Source organism: Arthrobacter sp. Cza30, assembly GCF_059090765.1.
In genome coordinates, this window is the sequence record NZ_JBNHGA010000003.1 from 660572 (window position 1) to 680340 (window position 19769).

General features: G+C 69.9%; 19 protein-coding genes and 1 pseudogene. 6 read left to right on the forward strand and 14 right to left on the reverse strand.

All coding sequences use genetic code 11. From position 1 onward, the window contains the following. Window positions 1-240: 240 nt before the first annotated feature. Window positions 241-1461: a DUF998 domain-containing protein gene (locus AC5RVZ_RS12515; RefSeq protein WP_494066083.1), complete on the forward strand. Its 1221-nt coding sequence runs from the start codon at window positions 241-243 to the stop codon at window positions 1459-1461. Between the two features lie 611 nt (window positions 1462-2072). Here AC5RVZ_RS12515 and AC5RVZ_RS12520 read toward each other — a convergent pair. From AC5RVZ_RS12520 to AC5RVZ_RS12545, 6 genes and pseudogenes are all read right to left on the reverse strand, one after another. Beyond that, window positions 2073-5303, reverse strand: a pseudogene (locus tag AC5RVZ_RS12520) (efflux RND transporter permease subunit); the annotation flags it as partial. A 121-nt stretch (window positions 5304-5424) separates the two neighbouring features. Next, on the reverse strand, window positions 5425-5814 hold the full coding sequence (locus AC5RVZ_RS12525) for a fluoride efflux transporter FluC (protein ID WP_494066084.1): 390 nt from the start codon (window positions 5812-5814) through the stop codon (window positions 5425-5427). Continuing rightward, a complete protein-coding gene (locus tag AC5RVZ_RS12530) occupies window positions 5811-6224 on the reverse strand; it encodes a CrcB family protein (protein WP_494066085.1) in 414 nt (137 codons plus the stop codon). The genes AC5RVZ_RS12525 and AC5RVZ_RS12530 overlap by 4 nt, the downstream gene beginning before the upstream one ends. Before the next feature lie 143 nt (window positions 6225-6367). Then, window positions 6368-7399, reverse strand: a complete 1032-nt coding sequence (locus AC5RVZ_RS12535) for a DNA topoisomerase IB (protein ID WP_494066086.1) — start codon at window positions 7397-7399, stop codon at window positions 6368-6370. Between the two features lie 83 nt (window positions 7400-7482). Next, window positions 7483-7749 carry a DUF7218 family protein gene (locus AC5RVZ_RS12540; RefSeq protein ID WP_494066087.1) on the reverse strand — a complete coding sequence of 89 codons (267 nt, stop codon included), beginning with the start codon at window positions 7747-7749 and terminating at the stop codon, window positions 7483-7485. A 57-nt stretch (window positions 7750-7806) separates the two neighbouring features. After that, on the reverse strand, window positions 7807-8694 hold the full coding sequence (locus AC5RVZ_RS12545) for an SDR family oxidoreductase (protein ID WP_494066088.1): 888 nt from the start codon (window positions 8692-8694) through the stop codon (window positions 7807-7809). A 264-nt stretch (window positions 8695-8958) separates the two neighbouring features. Here AC5RVZ_RS12545 and AC5RVZ_RS12550 point away from each other — a divergent pair, with 264 nt between their 5' ends. Beyond that, window positions 8959-9123, forward strand: coding sequence for a hypothetical protein (locus tag AC5RVZ_RS12550; protein ID WP_494066089.1), 165 nt, complete (start codon window positions 8959-8961; stop codon window positions 9121-9123). 84 nt (window positions 9124-9207) lie between these two features. On the opposite strand, the gene AC5RVZ_RS12555 is transcribed toward AC5RVZ_RS12550, so the two are convergent. Both AC5RVZ_RS12555 and AC5RVZ_RS12560 read right to left on the reverse strand, forming a co-directional pair. Then, complete coding sequence (locus AC5RVZ_RS12555; RefSeq protein ID WP_494066090.1) at window positions 9208-9987, reverse strand: MerR family transcriptional regulator; 780 nt, start codon at window positions 9985-9987, stop codon at window positions 9208-9210. A 90-nt stretch (window positions 9988-10077) separates the two neighbouring features. Then, window positions 10078-11259: a M23 family metallopeptidase gene (locus AC5RVZ_RS12560; RefSeq protein ID WP_494066091.1), complete on the reverse strand. Its 1182-nt coding sequence runs from the start codon at window positions 11257-11259 to the stop codon at window positions 10078-10080. 207 nt (window positions 11260-11466) lie between these two features. On the opposite strand from AC5RVZ_RS12560, the gene AC5RVZ_RS12565 reads away from it, so the two are divergent. After that, on the forward strand, window positions 11467-12351 hold the full coding sequence (locus tag AC5RVZ_RS12565) for a DUF4097 family beta strand repeat-containing protein (RefSeq protein ID WP_494066092.1): 885 nt from the start codon (window positions 11467-11469) through the stop codon (window positions 12349-12351). Continuing rightward, a complete protein-coding gene (locus tag AC5RVZ_RS12570) occupies window positions 12351-12953 on the forward strand; it encodes a PadR family transcriptional regulator (RefSeq protein WP_494066093.1) in 603 nt (200 codons plus the stop codon). Before AC5RVZ_RS12565 ends, AC5RVZ_RS12570 begins: the two co-directional genes overlap by 1 nt. Window positions 12954-13107: 154 nt before the next feature. Here AC5RVZ_RS12570 and AC5RVZ_RS12575 read toward each other — a convergent pair whose 3' ends face one another. Next, window positions 13108-13647 carry a universal stress protein gene (locus tag AC5RVZ_RS12575; protein WP_494066094.1) on the reverse strand — a complete coding sequence of 180 codons (540 nt, stop codon included), beginning with the start codon at window positions 13645-13647 and terminating at the stop codon, window positions 13108-13110. A gap of 180 nt (window positions 13648-13827) precedes the next feature. Here AC5RVZ_RS12575 and AC5RVZ_RS12580 point away from each other — a divergent pair, with 180 nt between their 5' ends. Next, the gene (locus AC5RVZ_RS12580; RefSeq protein WP_494066095.1) at window positions 13828-14028 is read left to right on the forward strand and encodes a DUF3073 domain-containing protein; all 201 of its coding nucleotides are present in this window, start codon (window positions 13828-13830) and stop codon (window positions 14026-14028) included. A gap of 171 nt (window positions 14029-14199) precedes the next feature. Here AC5RVZ_RS12580 and AC5RVZ_RS12585 read toward each other — a convergent pair whose 3' ends face one another. Genes AC5RVZ_RS12585 through purM form a run of 3 tightly spaced genes read right to left on the reverse strand, consistent with a single transcriptional unit; the run spans window position 14200 to window position 18032 of the window. Continuing rightward, the gene (locus AC5RVZ_RS12585; RefSeq protein WP_494066096.1) at window positions 14200-15429 is read right to left on the reverse strand and encodes an MFS transporter; all 1230 of its coding nucleotides are present in this window, start codon (window positions 15427-15429) and stop codon (window positions 14200-14202) included. Window positions 15430-15482: 53 nt separating this feature from the next. Then, entirely contained in the window at window positions 15483-16943 is a 1461-nt protein-coding gene (gene purF / locus AC5RVZ_RS12590; protein ID WP_494066097.1) for an amidophosphoribosyltransferase, read from the reverse strand. A 36-nt stretch (window positions 16944-16979) separates the two neighbouring features. Next, window positions 16980-18032, reverse strand: coding sequence for a phosphoribosylformylglycinamidine cyclo-ligase (gene purM, locus AC5RVZ_RS12595; RefSeq protein WP_494066280.1), 1053 nt, complete (start codon window positions 18030-18032; stop codon window positions 16980-16982). Window positions 18033-18269: 237 nt separating this feature from the next. Between purM and AC5RVZ_RS12600 the strand changes: the two genes are divergently transcribed. Beyond that, on the forward strand, window positions 18270-18881 hold the full coding sequence (locus AC5RVZ_RS12600) for a zinc-binding alcohol dehydrogenase (protein ID WP_494066098.1): 612 nt from the start codon (window positions 18270-18272) through the stop codon (window positions 18879-18881). Window positions 18882-18919: 38 nt separating this feature from the next. Here AC5RVZ_RS12600 and AC5RVZ_RS12605 read toward each other — a convergent pair whose 3' ends face one another. Beyond that, window positions 18920-19270: a potassium transporter Trk gene (locus AC5RVZ_RS12605; RefSeq protein WP_494066099.1), complete on the reverse strand. Its 351-nt coding sequence runs from the start codon at window positions 19268-19270 to the stop codon at window positions 18920-18922. 98 nt (window positions 19271-19368) lie between these two features. After that, on the reverse strand, window positions 19369-19728 hold the full coding sequence (locus AC5RVZ_RS12610; protein WP_494066100.1) for a sterol carrier family protein: 360 nt from the start codon (window positions 19726-19728) through the stop codon (window positions 19369-19371). Window positions 19729-19769 lie beyond the last annotated feature (41 nt).

Here is a 19769-nt window from a genome sequence, read left to right on the forward strand (position 1 = left end):
CGCCGCGCAGGCGGCGGGGATCGTCCGAGAAGCACCCAGCGTACGCCTCGCACCCGTGCGAATCCCGAAGGGAATTCGGCAAGAAGACAGCGCCGCCCCGGTTCTCCGGGATACTGTTCTCCTGAGCGGCATGCCGCTGAACTGGGGATTTTTGTCGTTTAGGCGACGGCCCTGGTGTTTCGACCCCAGGGGACGGGTCGGGGCATCGGGACTGTCACACAGAAACCGATCGTGAAACCGATGCCTTCCACGACCCTTTTCGAAGCGACCACCGTACCAGCCGCTCCGCCGACATCGCCGAGCGGCTCCCGCCCGACCCCGATGCACGCCGGGGGCGTGCATCACTTCAACCGCGTCGCCGTGCTGGCGCTGCCCATCGGGGTGGCGCTGTCCGTGCTGACCACCCAGGATCCGCTGTGGTGGCAGCAGCACTTCTCGCAGCTCGGCACCTTCGGCGATGCGTCCAGCCGCGCCTTCAACTCCACCGTGATGCTGTCGGGGTTCTTCCTCGCCGTCTACGGCGTGCTCGTCGCCGTCGCGCTGCCGGCGCGCACCGGACGACGTGCACGACGGGCGTTCCGCATCGCGATCACCTCCGCCGGCCTTCACCTGGTTCTCGTCGGCGTGATCCCGATCCCGGTCAGCCCCGGCATGCATGACCTCATCGCGAGCGGACTCGGACTGTCGTTCCTCGGCATCGTCGCGACGAGCCTGGCTCTGCCGGGGCGCAGTCGGCGCTTCCGGCAGGCCACGGCGTTCTGCGTGGTCCTTCTTGCGACGGGGATGGTCGTCCTGACCGCCGGCTTCATCACGCTCGCGCTGTTCGAGCTGGTGGCGTTCGTCGCGATGGGCATCTGGCTGACGGCGCTTCCCCGGGCGCTCGCGTACGCCGGGCCGTCTCCGTCGACGCGGCGTCTGGCCCGTCGCCGCGCCCGGCGGATCGCTCGCGCCGGCCGCCGAGTGGCGGCTCAGCGTCCGCCTGTCGCCACGACGGCCCCGCGACCGTCCGCACCATCGACGTCTTCCCTCCCCACCGGGTCGCGGCGGAAGGAGGTGGTCGCGCCGACCGAGACCGCGGGTGTCGGTCTCGTACGGGTGTCTTCTCCTCGCGCCGACGGGGTGACCTGCGACAGGTCGGATGCGGTCATCGTCCGTGATGCGGAACGCTCGGCCCGCGAGGCAGGACCGAGCACGCGCGTCGGACTCACGCGGTCTCGCGTCCGCCCGACCGCAGCGCGCAGCCGGCGATCGACGGCCCGGTCCGCTTCGCAGGGAACGTCATCGCCGAGCGGGCGGCCGGTGCGGCCGGCGTCTCGGCGCGCGCCCGTGTCGACCCGCGCACGCACGCGTCCGACCGGCCGGGCAGCGAACATGTCGCGGGCGCGTCGCCGGGTCAGCAGCCGGCGCCGGTCCACCTCAGGCTCGCGATCGGGGTCCGCGCCCGCGCGGCCCGGCTCCTAGTGCTCGGCGCGGCGCTCACCGCGGCCGGGCTCAATGGGGGCGGTGTCGCCCTCGGTCACGTCGGCCGGCGTCACGGCGTCGTGCTCGTGGGGTGACGGTTCTCGCTTCCCCGCATCGGCCGGCGCCGAAGGGGTCAGCGTCTCGACGTCGGGATCCTCCTCGATAGGCGGAGTCGCGGGCGGCTCGACGTCGGGGCCCTCCTCGATCAGCGGCACCTCGGGCAGCGCGACAGCCGGCACGTCCTCCGCTGCGTCCGCATGCGACCCCATCGGCATCTCGATGTCGGGGCCCTCCTCGATCAGCGGCACCTCCGGCAGCGCCGGCGCCTCGTCTTCCGCGTGCGAGCCCATCGGCATCTCGATGTCCGGGCCCTCCTCGATCACCGGAACCTCCGACAGCGCGACAGCCGGCACCTCATCCGCTGCGTCCGCACGCGACCCCATCGGCATCTCGATGTCGGCGCCCTCCTCGATCACCGGAACCTCCGACAGCGCGACAGCCGGCACCTCCTCCGCTGCGTCCGCGACCGACCCGGTCGGCACCTCGACGTCGGGGCCCTCCTCGATCGCCGGAACCGCGACCGTCGCGATGGCGCCGGTCGATGTCCCCTCGCGGGCGCGCCGCTGGCGACGGGTCTCGTAGACCGCACCGCTCGCGGCGACCCCGAAAGCCCCCGTCACGGCGCCGGCCGTCGAAGCCTCAGCATCCGTCCCCTCCGGTCCGTCGTTCGACGACGCCGGATCGCTCGCACCACGCTCGTCCCGGCCGCGTCGCGCCTGTCGGCGCTCCCCGGCGCCCTCGACGAGGTTGTACAGGGTGGGCAGCACGAGCAGCGTCAGGACCGTCGACGAGACCAGTCCGCCGATCACGACGATCGCGAGCGGCTGGGAGATGAACCCGCCGTGACCGGTGATGCCCAGCGCCATCGGCGTGAGCGCGAAGATCGTCGCGAGCGCCGTCATCAGGATCGGCCGCAGGCGACGAGCTCCGCCGGCGATGGTCGCGTCATGCGTCGAGAGGCCCTTGAGCCGGTACTGATTCACCAGGTCCACCAGCACGATGGCGTTGGTCACGACGATGCCGATGAGCATGAGGACGCCGATGAGCGAGGCCACACCGAGGGGAACGCCCGTGGCGATCTGCAGCAGGATGGCGCCGGTGGCGGCGAACGGCACCGACACCAGCAGCAGCAGCGGCTGGCGCAGCGACTTGAAGGTCGCGACCATGACGATGTACACGATCAGGATCGCCGCCAGCAGGGCCAGGCCCAGCTGCGAGAAGGCATCCTGCTGCTGAGAGACCACACCGCCGAGCGACGCGTCGGCCGCTGACGGCAGATCCGCCTCCTCGAGCGCCTGCGCCACGGTCGCGGTGGCGGCCGTGAGGTCGTCGGTCGACGGCGTCACGGTGACAGTCGCGGTGCGGTGGCCGCGCTGCGTGGTGATCGACGCCGGCCCCTGGGTCTGTTCGACCGTCGCGACCCGCTCCAGCGGCACGGGGCCCGCTGCCGCGGGGATCGTGAGCCGGCGCAGCTCTTCCAGCGATACCGGGGTGTCCGACGCGGCCAGGTACACCGTCAGCGCGGTGTCGTCGATCTCGACCGTGCCGATCGACTGCGGCTGCATCGCGCCCGACACGAGCGCACCCACCGACACCTCCGACAGCCCGAGGGCCGCCGCGGCGTCGCGGTCGACCACGACGCCGATGTAGGGCAGCGACGCCGAAAGGTTGCTCGAGACCTGTCCGACCCCGTCGCGGTCCTCCACGGCGGCGATGACGGCGTCCGTCGCCTCCTGCAGCGTCGTCGAGTCGGGCGCGGTGACGTCGATCTCGATGTCACTGGATCCGAAGCCGCCGCCGCCAGCGGAGACGGTGATCTCGCCCACGTCGTCGAGCTCCGCGACGGCGCGCTGGACGTCCTCGCGCACCGCGACCTGGTCGGCGTCCGGGTCGGTCGTGATCGAATAGGTGATGCCGGCACCGCCGCCCGAGAACGCGTCCCGCAGCGGTGAACCGCTCGAGCCGATCGAGACCTGGACGGTCTCGACGCCCGGCAGCCCGACGATGGCGTCCTCGACGCGCTGGGTGGCGGCATCCTCCGCGTCCAGGCTCGGCGCGGCGCCGATGTCCTGCGTCATCGTGAAGGTGTTCTGGCCGGAGTCGCCGAGGAAGTTCGTCTTCATAAAGGGCGCCGCGGCCACCGTACCGCCGAGCACCAGCACCGCGAGGAAGAGCGTCACCCACGAGTGCCGCAGCGTCCACCGAAGGATCGGCAGGTAGCCTTTCTGCAGACGAGACGGCGGGGCCTCCGCCGCCTCGGGATCGACCTGGTTGCCGCGCGCGTCGAGCAGGGGCTTGCCGGGGCGAAGGAACCAGTACGCCAGCACGGGCACGATCGTCAGCGCCACCAGCAGCGATGCCGACATCGCGATCGTGACGGTGAGGGCGAACGGACGGAACAGCTCGCCGGTGATGTCGCCGACGAACGCGATGGGCAGGAACACCGCCACCGTCGTGATCGTCGAAGAGGTGATCGCGGTCGCGACCTCGCGCACGGCGAGCTTGATGGAGGCGAGCTTGTCGGCATCGCCGACGTAGTGGCGCTTGATGTTCTCGATGACGACGATCGAGTCGTCGACCACACGTCCGATCGCGATGGTGAGCGCACCGAGGGTCAGGATGTTCAGCGAGTACCCGAACGCCTGGATGCCGACGAAGGTCACCAGCACGCTGGTCGGGATCGAGATCGCCGTGACGAGCGTGGAGCGCACCGACAGCAGGAACAGCAGGATGACGAGCACGGCGAACGCGAGACCGAGCATCCCCTCCACGGCGAGCGTCTCGATGGACTGCTCGATGTAGGGCGCCTGATCGAAGACGACGGTGAACTCGGCGCCGTCGAGCGCGTCCTCCAACGACGGCAGCGCGTCGAGCACGCCGTGCGACACCTCGACGGTGTTCGCGGCGGGAAGCTTCGTGACGGCGATCGTCAGGGCCGGATCGCCGTCGACGCGTGAGATCGAGGTCACCGGATCCGGCTCCTGCGCCACCGTCGCCACGTCCCCGACCGTCACCTGACCGGCTGTCGCCTGCTCGGCCGAGCTGGGCACGAGCGGCAGCGCGGCGATGTCGTCGGCCGAGGTCAGCTTCTGGCCGGTCTGCACGGTGAGGGTCTGGGAGTCCTCGGTGATCTCACCGCCGGGGAACAGCACGCCGTTCTGCTCCATGGCGTCGCGGATGGCCTGCTGTGTGAACCCGGACTCGGCGAGCAGGGCAGGGTCGGGGGTGATCGTGACGCGCTGACCGACGCCACCGACAATCGTCGCCGCGTTGACCCCGTCGACGTCTTCGAGATCCGGGATGACACTCGTCTCGAGCCGGGACTGGATGGCCGACTCGTCGTCGTAGCCGGTGACCGCGAGCTGGATGACGGGGAAGTCGTCGATGCTCGCGGTCAGCACGGAGGGCTCGACGCCTTCCGGCAGCTCGTTGTCGATGCGGTTGATCGCCTGCGTGATCTTCTGCTCCGCCGTGGCCAGGTCGGTGCCGTACGTGAAGGATGCCTGGATCACGGACGCGTTCGTCGTGCTCGTGGCGGTCGTGGACTCCAGGCCCGCGACGCCCTGGATCGCGGTCTCGATGGGAGTCGAGACGTCGTTGTTGACGACCTCGGGCGAGGCGCCCGGGTAGGACGAGACGACGATGAGAGTCGGGAACTCGATCGACGGGATGAGCTCCTGCTTCAGGTTCGTCAGCGCCAGACCGCCGAAGACGGCGGCCACGATCGTGATGAGCGCGATGAGCGCGCGGTTCTTCAGACTCAGAACGGCGAGGTTCGACACGGCTGCCTTCGCTGGGGTGGGTGAAGAAAGGCCCGAGCCCGCGACCTGCACGACGAGCCGGACTGGGCGGCCGCGAGGCGGCCGATACGAGAATGTATCGGCTTCAGTATTCCATGGCCGCTCAGCCGGCCAAGGCGCTCGCGACGGCTCCTCCGAGAGCCACGCCGGCGCCCGCCGCGAGCGCCGCCAGCACGAAGGTGCCGGCGAGATTGAGCGCGGCATCCCGCCACCGCCGACGCTCCGCGAGCAGCACCGACTCGACCGACACGGTGCTGAAGGTCGTGTAGCCGCCGAGCAGTCCCACACCCAGCGCGAGGGAGACCTCGGGCGTGAGGAGGGCTCCGAACCCGGTCAGCACGCCGAGCGCGAAGGAGCCCGAGACGTTGACCACCAGGATGCCGATCGGCAGCCGAGCGCGCGCGGGCGGGCTCAGCAGCCGGTCGACGATGTGACGGAGCCCCGCTCCGGCACCCCCGGCGACGGCGATGAGCAGCAGCTGCCACGCCCTCACTCCGCATCCTCCAGGGACTCCACGCCCCCGGTCCGGCCGGCGATGCGCCGGCCGAGCAGGAGCCCGGCAAGCGCTGCGGCGGCTCCGCCGACCAGGGATGCCACCACCAGCACCGCGGCCAGGAGCGGCGTCGTCAGCCACAGGACCGTCTCGACCGCGAAGGCACTGTAGGTGGTGAAGCCGCCCAGCACACCGGTGCCGAGGAACGCGCGCAGGTGCGGGCGACGCTCGCCCAGCCCTCCGACGACGACGCCGAGGAGGAGAGATCCGACGATGTTGATCGCGAGCGTCAGCCAGGGCACGATCGCGTCGTCTGCCATAGGAGCGGTGATCGCCGCGCGCGCCAGCACACCCATGGCACCGCCCACCACGACGTATCCCAGCATCCGCTGGTCGATCCGCTGCGGCATCCCCTCACGCTACCGGCGGACCGGAGGAGGCGAGGAACCTCTCACCGGTGATCGAGGAGGCGAGGAGCGAGCCGTATCGAGATCACGCCCGGGGTCTCGATACGCGCTGCCGCGCTACTCGACCTCCGGAGGAGGCGGTCGCGCTACTCGCCGTCGGGAGGGAGTGCGGTGTCGGACTCGTCGACGACCGGATCGGGGGTGGCCGGCTCGCGGACCGGGCGCAGCAGCGCACGGATCGCGGACTCGGGTGAGATCGACAGGTCGAGCACGTGACCGTCGCGATAGCGCGAGAAGACGCGCGGGTCGATGTACGAGGCACGCGCCACCGCCGGCGTGTTCCCGAGCGCCTCGGCGGTCGCTCGCACGGCGAGCGCTTCGGCCCGCTTGAGGTCGCTCTTGGTGTCGACGGTGCCGATGCGGGCGAGGGCTTCGGCGGCGTGGATGGTGCCGCGCAGCGTACGGAAGTCCTTCGCGGTGAACGACCCGCCCGTGAGCGACCGCACGTACGCGTTCACCTCGGCGGGCGTGAGCGGCACGCGTCGTCGGCCGCGCTGCCACGACAGCAGCGGCGACCGCGGGCGGCCTGTCGCGAGCACCTCCACGACGGCCGCGAGGTCCGGGTCCTCCAGCTCGATGAGCTGCCGCCTGCCGCTCTTGCCGGGGAACGACAGGGTGACCACCGCTGCGTCGACGGAGGCATCCCGTCGCTGCAGCGTCGTGAGGCCGCGACTGCCGTTCGCTGCGAGGTACCGCTCCGAGCCGATGCGCGGGGCCGCCTGATCGAGGAACCGGAAGGACACAGCGAGCACGCGTTCGCGGTCGAGGGCGTCGCGACGCAGCGACGTCGTCACGCGTGCCCGTGCACGCGGCAGCGCCTCGGCGAGCGCGAGGGCCCGTGCGAACTTGCCGCGGTCCCGTCCGGCGGACCATTCCGTGTGGTAGATGTACTGCCGCCGTCCGGCCGCATCGGTGCCGACCGCCTGGATGTGCCCGTTCGGGCGGGGGCAGATCCAGACGTTCTCCCACGCCGGCGGGATGACGAGCGCGCGAATGCGCTCGAGGTGCTCCTCGCCGGGGCTCCGGCCCGAGGAGTCGATGTAGCGGAACCCGGAGCCCGCTCGCACCCGCCGGAAGCCGGGGTCCTGCAGCGGACGGACGCGCGCGAGTCTCGGCATCCGTCACTCCCCTCTCACGCCGTGGGACGGCCAGCCTACCGACGCCCCGAACAATCGGCGTCGGCCGGGCGGGCGGAAGCGCGTCAGTGGTTGCGGATCATGGAGATGAGCTCGGACTTCTTCTTGCCCGAGTAGCCCGTGAGGCCGAGCTCCTTCGCCCGCTTGCGCAGCTCGGGGACCGTGCGGTCCTCGTAGTTCTCGGCATCGCCGCCGCGCTTTCCGACGCTCTTGCGCCCCTGATTCGCTGCGGCGTTGGAGATGCGCGCCGCCTTCTCCTTCGACGCGCCGTCCTCCCGCAGCTTCTCGTACATCTCGCGATCCTTCAGATTGGATCCACGTCCAGCCGGCATGTTCCTCTCCTTCCTTCCTGGTCCGCGTGCGCGGGCGACGGCCCGCCCTCACGCGGTCTACAGCCCCTTCCCGCCGGTGACGGGCAGGATCGCGCCGGACACGTAGGACGCCGCTTCGCTGGCGAGGTACACGTACGCTCCCGCGAGCTCGGCCGGCTGGCCCGCACGACCCAGGGGCGTGTCCTGGCCGAAGCTGCCCAGGCGCTCCTCGTCCCATCCGGTCGCCGGGATCAGGGGTGTCCAGATGGGTCCGGGCGCGACGCCGTTGACGCGGATGCCCTTCTCACCGAGCTCCTGCGCGAGCGCCTTGACGAAGGCGACCTGCGCGGCCTTGGTCATCGCGTAGTCGATCAGCCCCGGCGACGGGTTGAACGCCTGGATGGACGTCGTCACGATGATGGAGGAGCCCGGTTCCATGTGAGGGATCGCCGCACGGGCGCTGAAGATCTGCGCGAAGAGATTGGTCCGGAAGACCCGCTCGAGCTCCTCGGTGGGAAGCGAATCCAGCCCCTCGCGATCCTTCTGGTACGCCGCATTCAGCACCAGGATGTCGAGGCCGCCGAATTCGGCGATCGTCCGCTCGACGATCTCGGCGCAGAACGTCTCGTCCTGCACGTCGCCGGGAAGGGTCAGCACACGCGCGCCGGCCTCCGTCACCCAGCGCGAAGTGTCGTCGGCATCCTCCTGCTCCTCCGGCAGGTACACCAGCGCCACATCGGCACCCTCGCGTGCGAAGGCGATCGCGACCGCGCGGCCGATGCCGGAGTCGCCCCCGGTGATCAGCGCCCTCCGGCCCTGCAGCCGCCCGGCGCCGGTGTACGTGCGCTCGCCATGGTCGGGCTCGGGTGTCGTCTCCTCGGTCAGGCCCGGCTGCTCCTGCTCTTGTTCGGGAAAGCCGTCGGAGTGGTGCTTCTCGGTCGGATCGATGCGCTCGGAAGTCGTCATGGCGCGACGCTACGTCGCCGGACGGCCGGCTCGACAGGGCTTGACATGCCCCTCGGCCGCTCCTAGCTCCACCGATGCCGGGCGCAGCATACGGCGATCGTGCCCGCCGATCGTGGCGATGGCGGGGATCGGCGCTATCACCGGGTGAGGAATGTCGTCAAGCCCCTACGGCGAATGCACGGCGAATGCCAATCTCGGAACGTGCCCTCCCGGGGCATCCGATGCGCTTTCCGGCGCATCGACGACGGAGAAGGAGAACCTTCAATGAACCTCGCCTTGATCATCATCATCGTCGTGGCGATCATCCTTGCGATCGTCGGCGGCCTCAACACGGCGCTGAACTGGCTGCTGTGGGTGGCGCTCATCGTCGGCGTGATCGCGCTGATCGCATTCCTCTTCCGAGTCATCAGCGGCAGCCGCCGCACCTGACCGGAGACCGTTCCCCGGTAACACCCCAGAAGGCGGATGCCGCGGCCACAGAGGGCCGCGGCATCCGTCTTTTCGTTGTCAGCGTCAGAGGTTCGCGTCCGCGTACACGCGCAGCGCGTCGCGCACGAACTCGGCGCCGGCGCTGCCCCCCTGGCTCGTCGCGTAGTTCGCGCCGAAGCGGGGGTCCGCCACGTACATCTCGCCGAGACCGACGACGTACGCCTTGACATCGCCGCCCGGAACTGCGGTCGGGGTGCCCGGAATGCCGGTCAGCCACTCGACGTGGCGCTGGGCCAGCGCCTGCGCCTCTGCACTGTCGGGTGCGATGCCCGATTCCGCCGCCGCGACCCAGTCGCGACCGAGGTCCGCGGTCCGCTGCTGCCAGGCGGTCTTCTCCTCGCCGCTCATCGAGCGCCACCAGCGGTCGCTGTCGGCGTAGGCCCGCTTGCCCCAACGCTGCTCGACTTCGTCCTTGTACTGCGTGTGGTCGAAGCCGTCGAACATGTTCTCTGCCATCAGTCGTTCACCTCCTCTCAAGGCGTCGATCGTGTTCTCCACCGAAGCGATCTGTCGCTTCAGCCGGTCCTGCTCCTGCCGCAGCCACGCGAGGTGCGTCTCCAGCGCATGCGCTTCGGACGTCTCCTGCTCGAGCACCTCGCCGATCTGCGGCAGCCCGAGGCCGAGCTCGCGCAGCAGCAGGATCCGCTGCAGCCGTACGAGCGCCGCCTCGTCGTAGTAGCGGTAGCCGTTATGGCCGACGCTCGACGGCGACAGGAGGCCGACGTCGCCGTAGTGACGAAGCGTGCGGCTCGTCGTTCCCGCCAGCTTCGCGATCTGCTGGATCGACCACTCTTTCTGTGTCATCGCGCCTCCTTCCGCGTCGACTCCTCACGCTAAGCGTTGACGCAGCGTCAACGTCAAGCGGTTCTCGGGGGCGAAGGTGGAGGATGAGTTTCAGGGTCGGGCGGGGAAGTCCATCACATCGCGGAAGAGAGGGCTCTCGTTCTGACGCGCGCCAGCCCCGGCATCGTCCATCACACAGACCACCGGCTTCGACGCGCACGCGTCGACGTCATCGGCCGAGGCGACCCGACCGACGAGTTCGAACGACTCGATGAGGAACGGCAGTCCGTTGGACGCCAGCGGCAGCGGACCGTCCATGACGTGGAAGTGCAGGTGGGGCGAATCGGTGTTGCCCGTGTTGCCGAGCCGAGCGATGACCGCACCCTGGGACACGTGCTGTCCGATCTCCACCCCCAACGGGTTGTCCTTTTGGAGGTGCGCGTAGAAGGCATAGCGGCCGCCGCCGATGTCTTGAACGATGTGGTTGCCGCCGTACTCGTCGACACCCAGGCCGGTGGGATTCGCGCCGGGCACCTGCTCTTCAAGATCCCACCGCATGCCGATGATCGGGCCGTCCGCGACAGCGTGGATGTCGGACCCGTAGTAGGCGTAGCTGTCCAGTTCGTCGACGGGGCCGTCGAAGATGCGGCCGTCGGCGTCCAGCTGGACGAAGTCGATGGCGAACCGCTCCGGAACATGAAACGCCCCGTTGATGGGGTTCACGGCGGCGCGATGCGCCGTCAACGCACAGCAGCTGTTGCCGTCGAGCCAGCCGGCGCCGGCGAGGGGCGCACCGATCACGACCGGCTCTCGAGTATCAGGCGCCACGGCAGCGATGGTCTCTGTCATCGTGGACGCGATCACCGGCGGAATCGGTTCCGTCGGGGAGATCTGGATGCCGTGCTCGAGCTCTGCAGGGACATCTGCCATCGAATCCACGACGACATCCAGCCAGACCAACGCCTGTTGCCCGGGACCGATCGTCGTCGTCGGCTGGGTCTGGCCGAACACCTTCGACCAGTCGAGCAGGTCGTCCGCACTCAGAGTGAGCAGATCAACGCCATCGCCCCTCACGGTGACTGCGTCGATCCCCACATCCTGCGAGAGGGCGTTCTGCAGGAGGAGCTCGTATGCGAGATGCACGCGCCCATCGGTTGTCGCCGTGGCGATCGGCGGCGCGAGCACTGACCCGACCACCGGCGTGAACACCTCCTCGGTGTCTGCAAGGGCCTCTTGCCCCTGCAGGCTGCTCGACGTCGACGAGGGAGTCGGTGGAACGACCGGCGACTCCACAGAGCACCCTGTCACGAGAAGGAGGAGGACACAGGCAGGAACCACCGGTCGCGGAGACACGCGCTCAGTATGGTGCAGCGCGGGGCATCCGGCCATGGACAACGTCATGCGGGGGCGAAAGTGTGGCGGGTCGCGATATATCGTGTTACTCTCCTTGCACGCGATATATCGCGACTAGACACACATCCGACACCTATGGAGGCAGTCATGACCCTGGAGAAGTGGATCATCCACCCGGGTGAGACGCGCGTCATCGACATCGAGACCGTGCGCTCGCTCAAAGTCGGTCTGGTCGGCGGCCAGATCGACGTCGTCGCCCACGACGAGCCGGGCGCTCGCATCGAGGTGCATGCGGTCGCCGTCAAGGACCTGCGTATCGAGGTCTCCGGCGACGCCGTCGAGATCGATCATCCGCAGCTGCGCTGGGACAACTTCCTCGAGGTGTTCCGCAACTTCGGAGCCGGCGGCCCCAAGGCCGAGATCAGCGTCGCCGTCCCTCGCTCGGTTGCGCTGAACCTGGGCGTCGTCTCCGCGAGCGCGCTGGTCGCCGGGATCCGCCACGACGCCCGGCTCAACACCGTCTCGGGCGACATCATCGTCGACGGGCTCACCGGCGACCTGACGGTGAACGCCGTCTCGGGCGACGTGCATGTGCGCGAGCTGGTCGGGGCCCTCAGCGCCAACAGCGTCTCGGGAGACATCGCGGCGACCGGAGCCCTGAAGCGGGTGTCGATCGACACCGTGTCGGGTGCGATGACGGTCGACTCGACCGGGGATCTGCAGAGCGTCGGCCTGAACACCGTCAGCGGCAACGCGACCGTGCGGCTGGACGAGGGGTATCCCGCCAACTACGTGATCCGCAGCGTGAGCGGTCGCGTGCAGGTGGACGGGGTCGTCCGGTCGGGGCACGGCCCGGGCCCGACGACGAACTTCACCGGCTCTGTCGGGGAGCTCAGCGGCAGCTTCGCCGACGTGCGCGCCAACTCCGTCTCGGGCGACATCGCGGTGCTGCGGCGCACCGGCGCCGGGGGTGCGGATGCCTCGGCGCACGCCGACGACGTCTCCGCCGGCGTGGACGAGGAGGAGTGGTGATGAGTCCTGTCTTCTCGCATGGCGATCTGCGCCTGTACCTGCTGAACCTGCTGGATGAGGGCCCGCGCCACGGTTACGACATCATCCAGGCGCTGTCGGATCGCACCGGCGGCACGTACACCCCGAGCGCGGGCACGATCTATCCGCGGCTGGCGAAGCTTGAAGAGGAGGGTTTGGTGACGAAGACCGTGGAGGGTCGCAAGACGGTCTACTCCATCACCGAGGCGGGCCATGCCGAGGTGGAGGCGCGTGCGGGCGAGCTCGAGGGCATCGAAGCGGGCCTGGCCGATTCCGTGCGACTGATCGCGGAAGAGGTGCGCGGCAGCGTCCGCGAGGCGATGCGGAGCCTTCGTGCAGACCTCGCGGCGGCGAAGGACGAGGAGTACACGCACGCCAGAGCGGCGAAGGACGAGCCGCGTGTGTCGTCGCGCGAGCAGCTGCATCGAGCGGACGCCGCCGTGAACGAGTTCCGCGCACGGGTCCGCAGCGACCTGCGCACCCACGTCGCGCGAGGCGGCGACCTCGCGTCGTCCGTCGTCGACGACATCGTGTCGAATCTCGATCGCGTCGCCCGCGACATCACGCGGGCGCTGCACGGCTAGCCCGTGTCGTCCCGTCGCTTCGCTCCTCGCTCGACGACCGGCAGCCCTCGGTCGTTGAGCGAGCGACGGGATCCGCGGTCGTTGACCGCCCTTCGCCACGGGCGCAGAGCGCCCTACTCAGGATCCGCGAAGCGAGACGGAACGCCGACTCGCCTCAGGCCGGCCAGATCTCCTCGTCGTCCGGAACGGGCTCACCCAGCGGGACGATCAGGATCGGTCGGTGCTGCCGGTGCGCGAGCCGCGCACCCACCGAGCCGGTGAAGAACTCACGCAGCGACTCACCCAGGCCCCTCTTGCGAGTCCCGACCACGAGCAGGCGCGCGTCGATCTTGTCGGCGAAGTGCTTGATCGCCATGGCGGGGTCGCCGACGAGCTGACGCACCTCCCAACGCACACCGGCGGCACCGAGCACCGCCGCAGCGGTCTCGCGGACCCTCTTCAACTCGTCCTCACCCGCGGCGATGTTGATGTCGATCGGCGCGGAGTGCACGTAGCCGTCGGGGTCTTCGTACGTCACGAACCGCGTGACGTCGACGTGGGTGACGACAAGCGGCACGCCCAGCAGCTTCGCGTAGCGGGCCGCTTCTTTCATGACTCTCGGGGACTGGTCCGGCACGACGCCGGCGATGACAGCGCCGTGAAGATGCGTGTTGTCCTCGGCCGCAGCGGTGGTCTCAGATGCCTCATCTGTCATACGTCTCGCGCCTCCTCGGGCGATCGCTCCAGCCCGCACCCGCGGACCGCCGGGGTGCGGGGGCTCCGTGATATCCTGAATGCTACTCTTACCGGTTCAAACCGGATTCGTGAATGCCCGGGTTTGCGGCGGCTGAGAGCCCGCAAATTAGCCCGCGACTCAGATATGAGGGGGTCTCGCATGGGGCGTGGCCGTCAGAAGGCGAAGCACACCAAGATCGCCCGTGAGCTGAAGTACGACACGTACAGCGTGAACTACGCAGCGCTCGAGCGAGAGCTCGGTCACCCGTCGGGTGACGACGAGTACATCGACAAGTGGGCTGACCAGTACGACGACGAGGACGAAGACGAGACGTCGGCCGTTCCGTCGTCCCAGGTGTGACCACCGCACCACCCTCGACGCGACGTTCGATCGTGCGCACCAGGCGCGCGATGCTGATGAACGACGCACCCTGAGTCGTACCCTCGCGCGCATGCACGGGCGGTCGCGTTCGCGGGGTTCTCGCGCGCGTGCCCGCGCATGCATCGACCGGGGGTCGCCTTCGCGCAGGAGTCACCAGCGACCGTGCTGGCGCTCCCACTCGTCCTCGACGGTGTGGGGACGCGCCGCCACGACGCCCGCGGGGATCCCGGCCGCGACGATGCAAGCCAGCACGATCAGGGGGCCGGTCCATGAGTCGGTGGCGTCGTGGAGCAGTCCGATGCCGAGCGGGAACGCCGCGGCGATCGCGTAGCCGCAGCTCTGCACGAAGCCGCTGAGCGCGACCGATCCTTCGTGCGTGCGCGTGCGAAGCCCCAGCAGCACGAGGATGAGCGGGAACAGGAGCGGTCCGAGTCCGTACAGCGCCACCCACAGCCACGGGGCGACCGTCGGCGCGAACAGCAGCCCGGCGATGCCGGCCAGTCCCGCGGTGACCGCGACACCGAACAGCACTCGCGTGGCGTTCCAGCGCGTGGCCAGCAGGGGCACCGCGAGGGAGGCCGGCAGTCCCATGAAGCCGAACAGCGACAGCAGGATGCCGGCGCCGGCCGGGGTGACGCCCGCGATGTCCACCAGCATCTTCGGCATCCAGGCGAAGGACGTGTAGGCGAGGGTGCTCGAGACGGCGAAGCCGATCATGAGCGCCCACGCCACAGGGATCCGCCACATCCGGCCGAACACGCGGGGGCTCGCCACCTCGATGTCCTCCGGCGCCGTGTCCGCTCGCCGCCACGCGGCCAATCGGATCCAGGGAAGAGCGGCGGCGAAGGCGAAGACCGCCCACAGGCCGAGCGACCAGTGCCAGTCCGCGGCATCCGCCACCGGAACCGCCACGAGCGGCGGCACGAACGTGGCGATCGACATCGTGGTCGAGAACACCGTCGTCATGAGGCCGACGCGGTCGGGGAAGTACCGCTTCACGAGAGGCGGCATGAGGATGTTGCCGGTTCCGACGGCGGCGAACACCAGCGCGGTCCCGGCCAGCAGCAGGAAGGAGTTCGGAGCGAGGCTGCGCGCGATGAGTCCGAGCGTGACGACGACCATGGCGGCGACCGCGAGCCGCTCCAGCCCGAACCGCCTTTCCAGTGCGGGCGTGAGCAGGCCGAAGACCGCGAAGCAGACGGGCGGTGCCGTGCCGATGAGGCCGATGACGGCGGCGGGCAGGTCGAAGTCGGCGGCGATGTGATCGAACAGCGGCGACAGCGAGGCGACGGCGGAGCGCAGCGAGAACGCGAACAGCACGATCCCGACGAGGGCGAGTGCTCTTCCCTGCCACAGCGGCCGGGCAGGGGTCGAGTTCACTCCCCAAGCCTACGGGCGCCCGGATGCTCCTCGACGCCGCCGCGGTCGGCGGCTCAGCTCTCCTGCGAGCCTTCGACCCAGGCGAGGTACTCCTCGCTCACGGTTCCCGTCACGTAGCGGCCGTCGAAGCAGCTCATGTCGAGGTCCTCGATGTCGGTGCCCTCGAGGATCGCCGCCTTGAGGTCCTCGACCTCCTGGTAGACGACGAAGTCGGCGCCGAGCTCCTCCGCGATCTCGGGGATCGTGCGGCCGTGGGCGACCAGCTCGTGGCGCGAGGGCATGTTGATGCCGTAGACGTGCGGGAAGCGCACCGGCGGCGCGGCGGACGCGAACGTGACGCTCTTGGCGCCGGCATCCCGAGCCATCTGGATGATCTCTTTCGAGGTCGTCCCGCGCACGATCGAGTCGTCGATGAGCAGCACGTTCTTGCCCTTGAACTCGCTCGACATCGCGTTGAGCTTCTGGCGCACGCTCTTCTTGCGCACCGCCTGCCCCGGCATGATGAACGTCCGACCGACGTAACGGTTCTTGTAGAAGCCCTCGCGATACTCGATGCCCAGCTTCCGAGCCACCTGCATGGCGGCGGGGCGGGACGAGTCCGGGATCGGCATGACCACGTCGATCGCCTCGCGCGGCGTGTGCTTGGCGATCGTGTCGGCGAGGCGCTCCCCCATGCGCAGGCGCGCCTCGTACACCGAGATGCCGTTCATCACCGAGTCGGGGCGAGCGAGGTACACGTACTCGAACGAGCAGGGCACGAGCCTGGGGTCGGCCGCGCACTGCCGCGAGTGCAGCGTGCCGTCGAGGTCGATGAACACGGCCTCGCCGGGCGCCACATCCCGGACCACCTCGAACTCGCCGTTCTCGAGCACGAGAGATTCGCTGGTCACGACCCACTCGGAGCTGCCGTCTTCGTGCTTGCGGGTTCCGAGGATGAGCGGGCGGATGCCGAACGGATCACGGAACGCCAGCAGCCCGTAGCCGGCGATCAGGGCGATCGCGGCGTACGAGCCCTCGACGCGCTCGTGCACGCGGCTGACCGCCTGGAAGACCTGGTCCGGGTCCAGCTCCAGCCCCGCGATGGAGGCCTGCAGCTCGTTGGCCAGCACGTTCACGAGCAGCTCGGTGTCGGAGCTGGTGTTGAGGTGGCGGCGGTCCTTGCGGAAGAGCTCGTCGGTCAGCTCGCGGGTGTTGGTGAGGTTGCCGTTGTGCACCAGCACGATGCCGTAGGGCGCGTTGACGTAGAAGGGCTGCGCCTCCTCCTCGCTGGAGGCGGTGCCCTTCGTCGCGTAACGCACGTGACCGAGCCCGATGTCGCCGAGCAGGGCCCGCATGTCGCGCGTCCGGAACGCCTCGCGCACCTGGCCGCGCGCCTTGTGCATGTGGACGACGCCGCTGCGCTCGGCGGTCGAGATGCCGGTGGAGTCCTGCCCGCGGTGCTGCAGCAGGAGGAGGGAGTCGTAGATCTCCTGGTTGACGGACCCACGGCCCACCATCCCGACGATTCCGCACATGGGTGTCGCTTGCTCCGTTGTTCTGTCGGGCCCGGCTCAGCGGCCGGTGCTGTCCGCGTACGCGCCGACCAGGCGCACGGCGCCTCCGTCGACGCCCTTCGCGCCTTGCTCGAAATCCCCGTCCGGCCGGGCGCCGGTTCGGACGACGCCCACCTGCCACGTCTCGATCCCCTCATGGGAGAGAGCGGATGCCGCCGCGTCGGCCTTGTCGGCGGCCACGACCGCCAGGAAGCCGATGCCGAGGTTCCAGGTGCCCTCCGTCGACATGAGGTCGAGATCGCCGAGGTCGGCGAGGACGCGGAAGACCGGGGGCGGCGACCACGTCGAGCGGTCCACCTCCACCCACGTGCCCTGCGGCAGGACGCGGGCGAGGTTGGCGGCGATGCCGCCGCCGGTGACATGGCTGAGGGCGTGGATGCGATCGCCGTGGTCGGCGATCAGGCGCAGCAGCGGCGCGGTGTACAGGCGGGTCGGCTCGAGGAGCACCTCGCCCCAGGTCGTCCCGTGCGTGCCCAGGTCCACCGCGGGTGCGCCGTACTGCACGCCCGCACCGGCGACGATGTGACGCACGAGCGAGTAGCCGTTGGAGTGCAGACCCGAGCTGGCCAGGGCGAGCACCACGTCACCGGCCTGGACGCGGTCGGCGCCGAGCACACGACCGGCCTCGACCACACCGGTCGCGGCACCCGCCACGTCGTAGTCGTTGACGCCGAGAAGTCCCGGGTGCTCGGCCGTCTCGCCGCCGATGAGGGCGGTGCCGGTCTCGGCGCAGCCGGCGGCGATGCCGCGCACGATGTCGGCGATGCGCTCGGGGAAGACCTTGCCGCAGGCGATGTAGTCGGTCATGAAGAGCGGCTTGGCGCCCACGACGACGATGTCGTCGACCACCATGCCGACGAGGTCGAGCCCGATGGTGTCGTGCTTGTCGACCGCCTGCGCGATGGCGACCTTGGTGCCGACGCCGTCCGTGCTGGTGGCCAGCAGCGGCCGGTCGTACGCCGTCAGCGCGCTCGCGTCGAACAGTCCGGCGAATCCGCCCACGCCGCCCAGCACTTCAGAGCCGTGCGTGCGCCGCACGGCCGACTTCATCAGTTCGACCGCGAGGTCGCCGGCGGCCGTGTCGACACCGGCCGCCGCGTACGGGTTCACCGGCGCGTCGGAAGAGGAGGGGGCCACGTGTCAAGCCTACCGGCGGCGTCGCCCGACGGATGCCGCACGGAGTCCGCTCGCGGGCACTCCGCGCCGAGCCCTCACCGCGGGCTCGCAGGCTCGATTCGGTCCTCCCACGCCGCCCCGGCTCCCACCGGGGAAATTAGAATGTGACCCATGGGCGGCACCGGGGGTCCGGAGTGGCTGATCCGCGAAGACGCCGGTCAGCCGGTTCTTCTCGCCCTGTATCTGCGACAGGTGCTCGGCATCCGCTCCCCCGACGAGCTCCCGCATCTGCGAGGCATCCCGCCACGGGAGAACCACCGAGACGAAGCCGCCCAGGCTCTGCTGGAGCGACAGTGGCGCGAGTACTGGGCCATGACGGTCGAGCCGCAGGCGCATCCGTCTCCGGTGCCTCTCGACCTCGTCGATGGCTTCGAGACCCTACTCGCCCTGCCGTCCGAAGGCGCCGACGAGCTGCGGGCGGCGGTGCGGCCGTTCGGTCCCGAGGCGCTGGCGTTCGCGCAGTCGGCGAGCGCGCGCTATCGGCGTGACGCCGGCTCGGGCACCGGGACGGCGTACCGGGCGTACGCCAGCGCGATCGCCGAGTACGAGCGGAAGGTCGGGCGCCGGGCGCATTCCTTCGAGCTGAACGTGCAGGTGCTGCCCCTCAGCCAGCGGGGCGTGTGGTGGATCGGCTCACTCACCATCGCCGTCACCGACGGGCTGCGAGGGGATGTCGCGGCCTTCGACTCCGCGATCCACCCGATCATCGCCGAGCTCGCCTGACCGGCGACCCGGGTCGTCGCCGGGGCGCATGCCTCGTGTCAGCGACGCCCGTGGTGATTGGTGCCCGGCTCGGGGGCGGTGTGGATCGAGCTGTGGTCGACCGCCACGTCCTGGGCCCGGCGGCGCGATCGGCGGTCGAGGATCAGGGCTACGACGGCGCCGACCGCGATGCCGATGGGGATGCATGCGACCAGCAGGAAGCCGAACACCTGCCCCTGCGAGTACTCGAAGCCCGTGTTGGGACTGGTCTCGGCCGTGCCGTTGAAGGCGAAGGTCAGGATCAGCGCCAGCAGGACGCCCAGTGCTGCACCGAGCAGCAGGAAGACCGTGATCTTCGGCGCGCGACGCACGCGGACGGTCTCGACGTGGTCGTGCACGTGCTCAGCCATGCATCCATTGTCCCACCGCGGGAGCTCGCACGGGGTCGATTCCCGTCCGAGCGGACCACGGGATCCGGGGTGCACTCCTGCCTATCGAGCGGTGTGCGTCAAGGGCGCAGCGGCAGCAGGTGCGAGATGTCGGCGCGCGTGCCCGATGCGCTGATACGGCCGTCGGCGGCGGCATCCGTCCAGTGCTCGACGCCGGTGGCGAGCGCGATCCATGTGGCGGGATCGGTCTCGACGACGTTCGGCGGTGTGCCCCGCGTGTGGCGGGGGCCCTCGAGCACCTGCACCGCACCGAAGGGCGGCACCCGCACCTCGACGGAGTTGCCCGGCGCCTTCTCGGCCAGCAGCTGCAGCAGATACCGCACGGCGGTGGCGCGGGCGGTGCGCGGAGCCGCCTCACCCGAGGCCCGCACCGCATCGAGCGCGGCGCGGCCGTCGTCGATGGAGATCCTGCGGGGCATGGCACCACGGTACGCGCGAAACCGTCCGTCGCGTCCCCTCA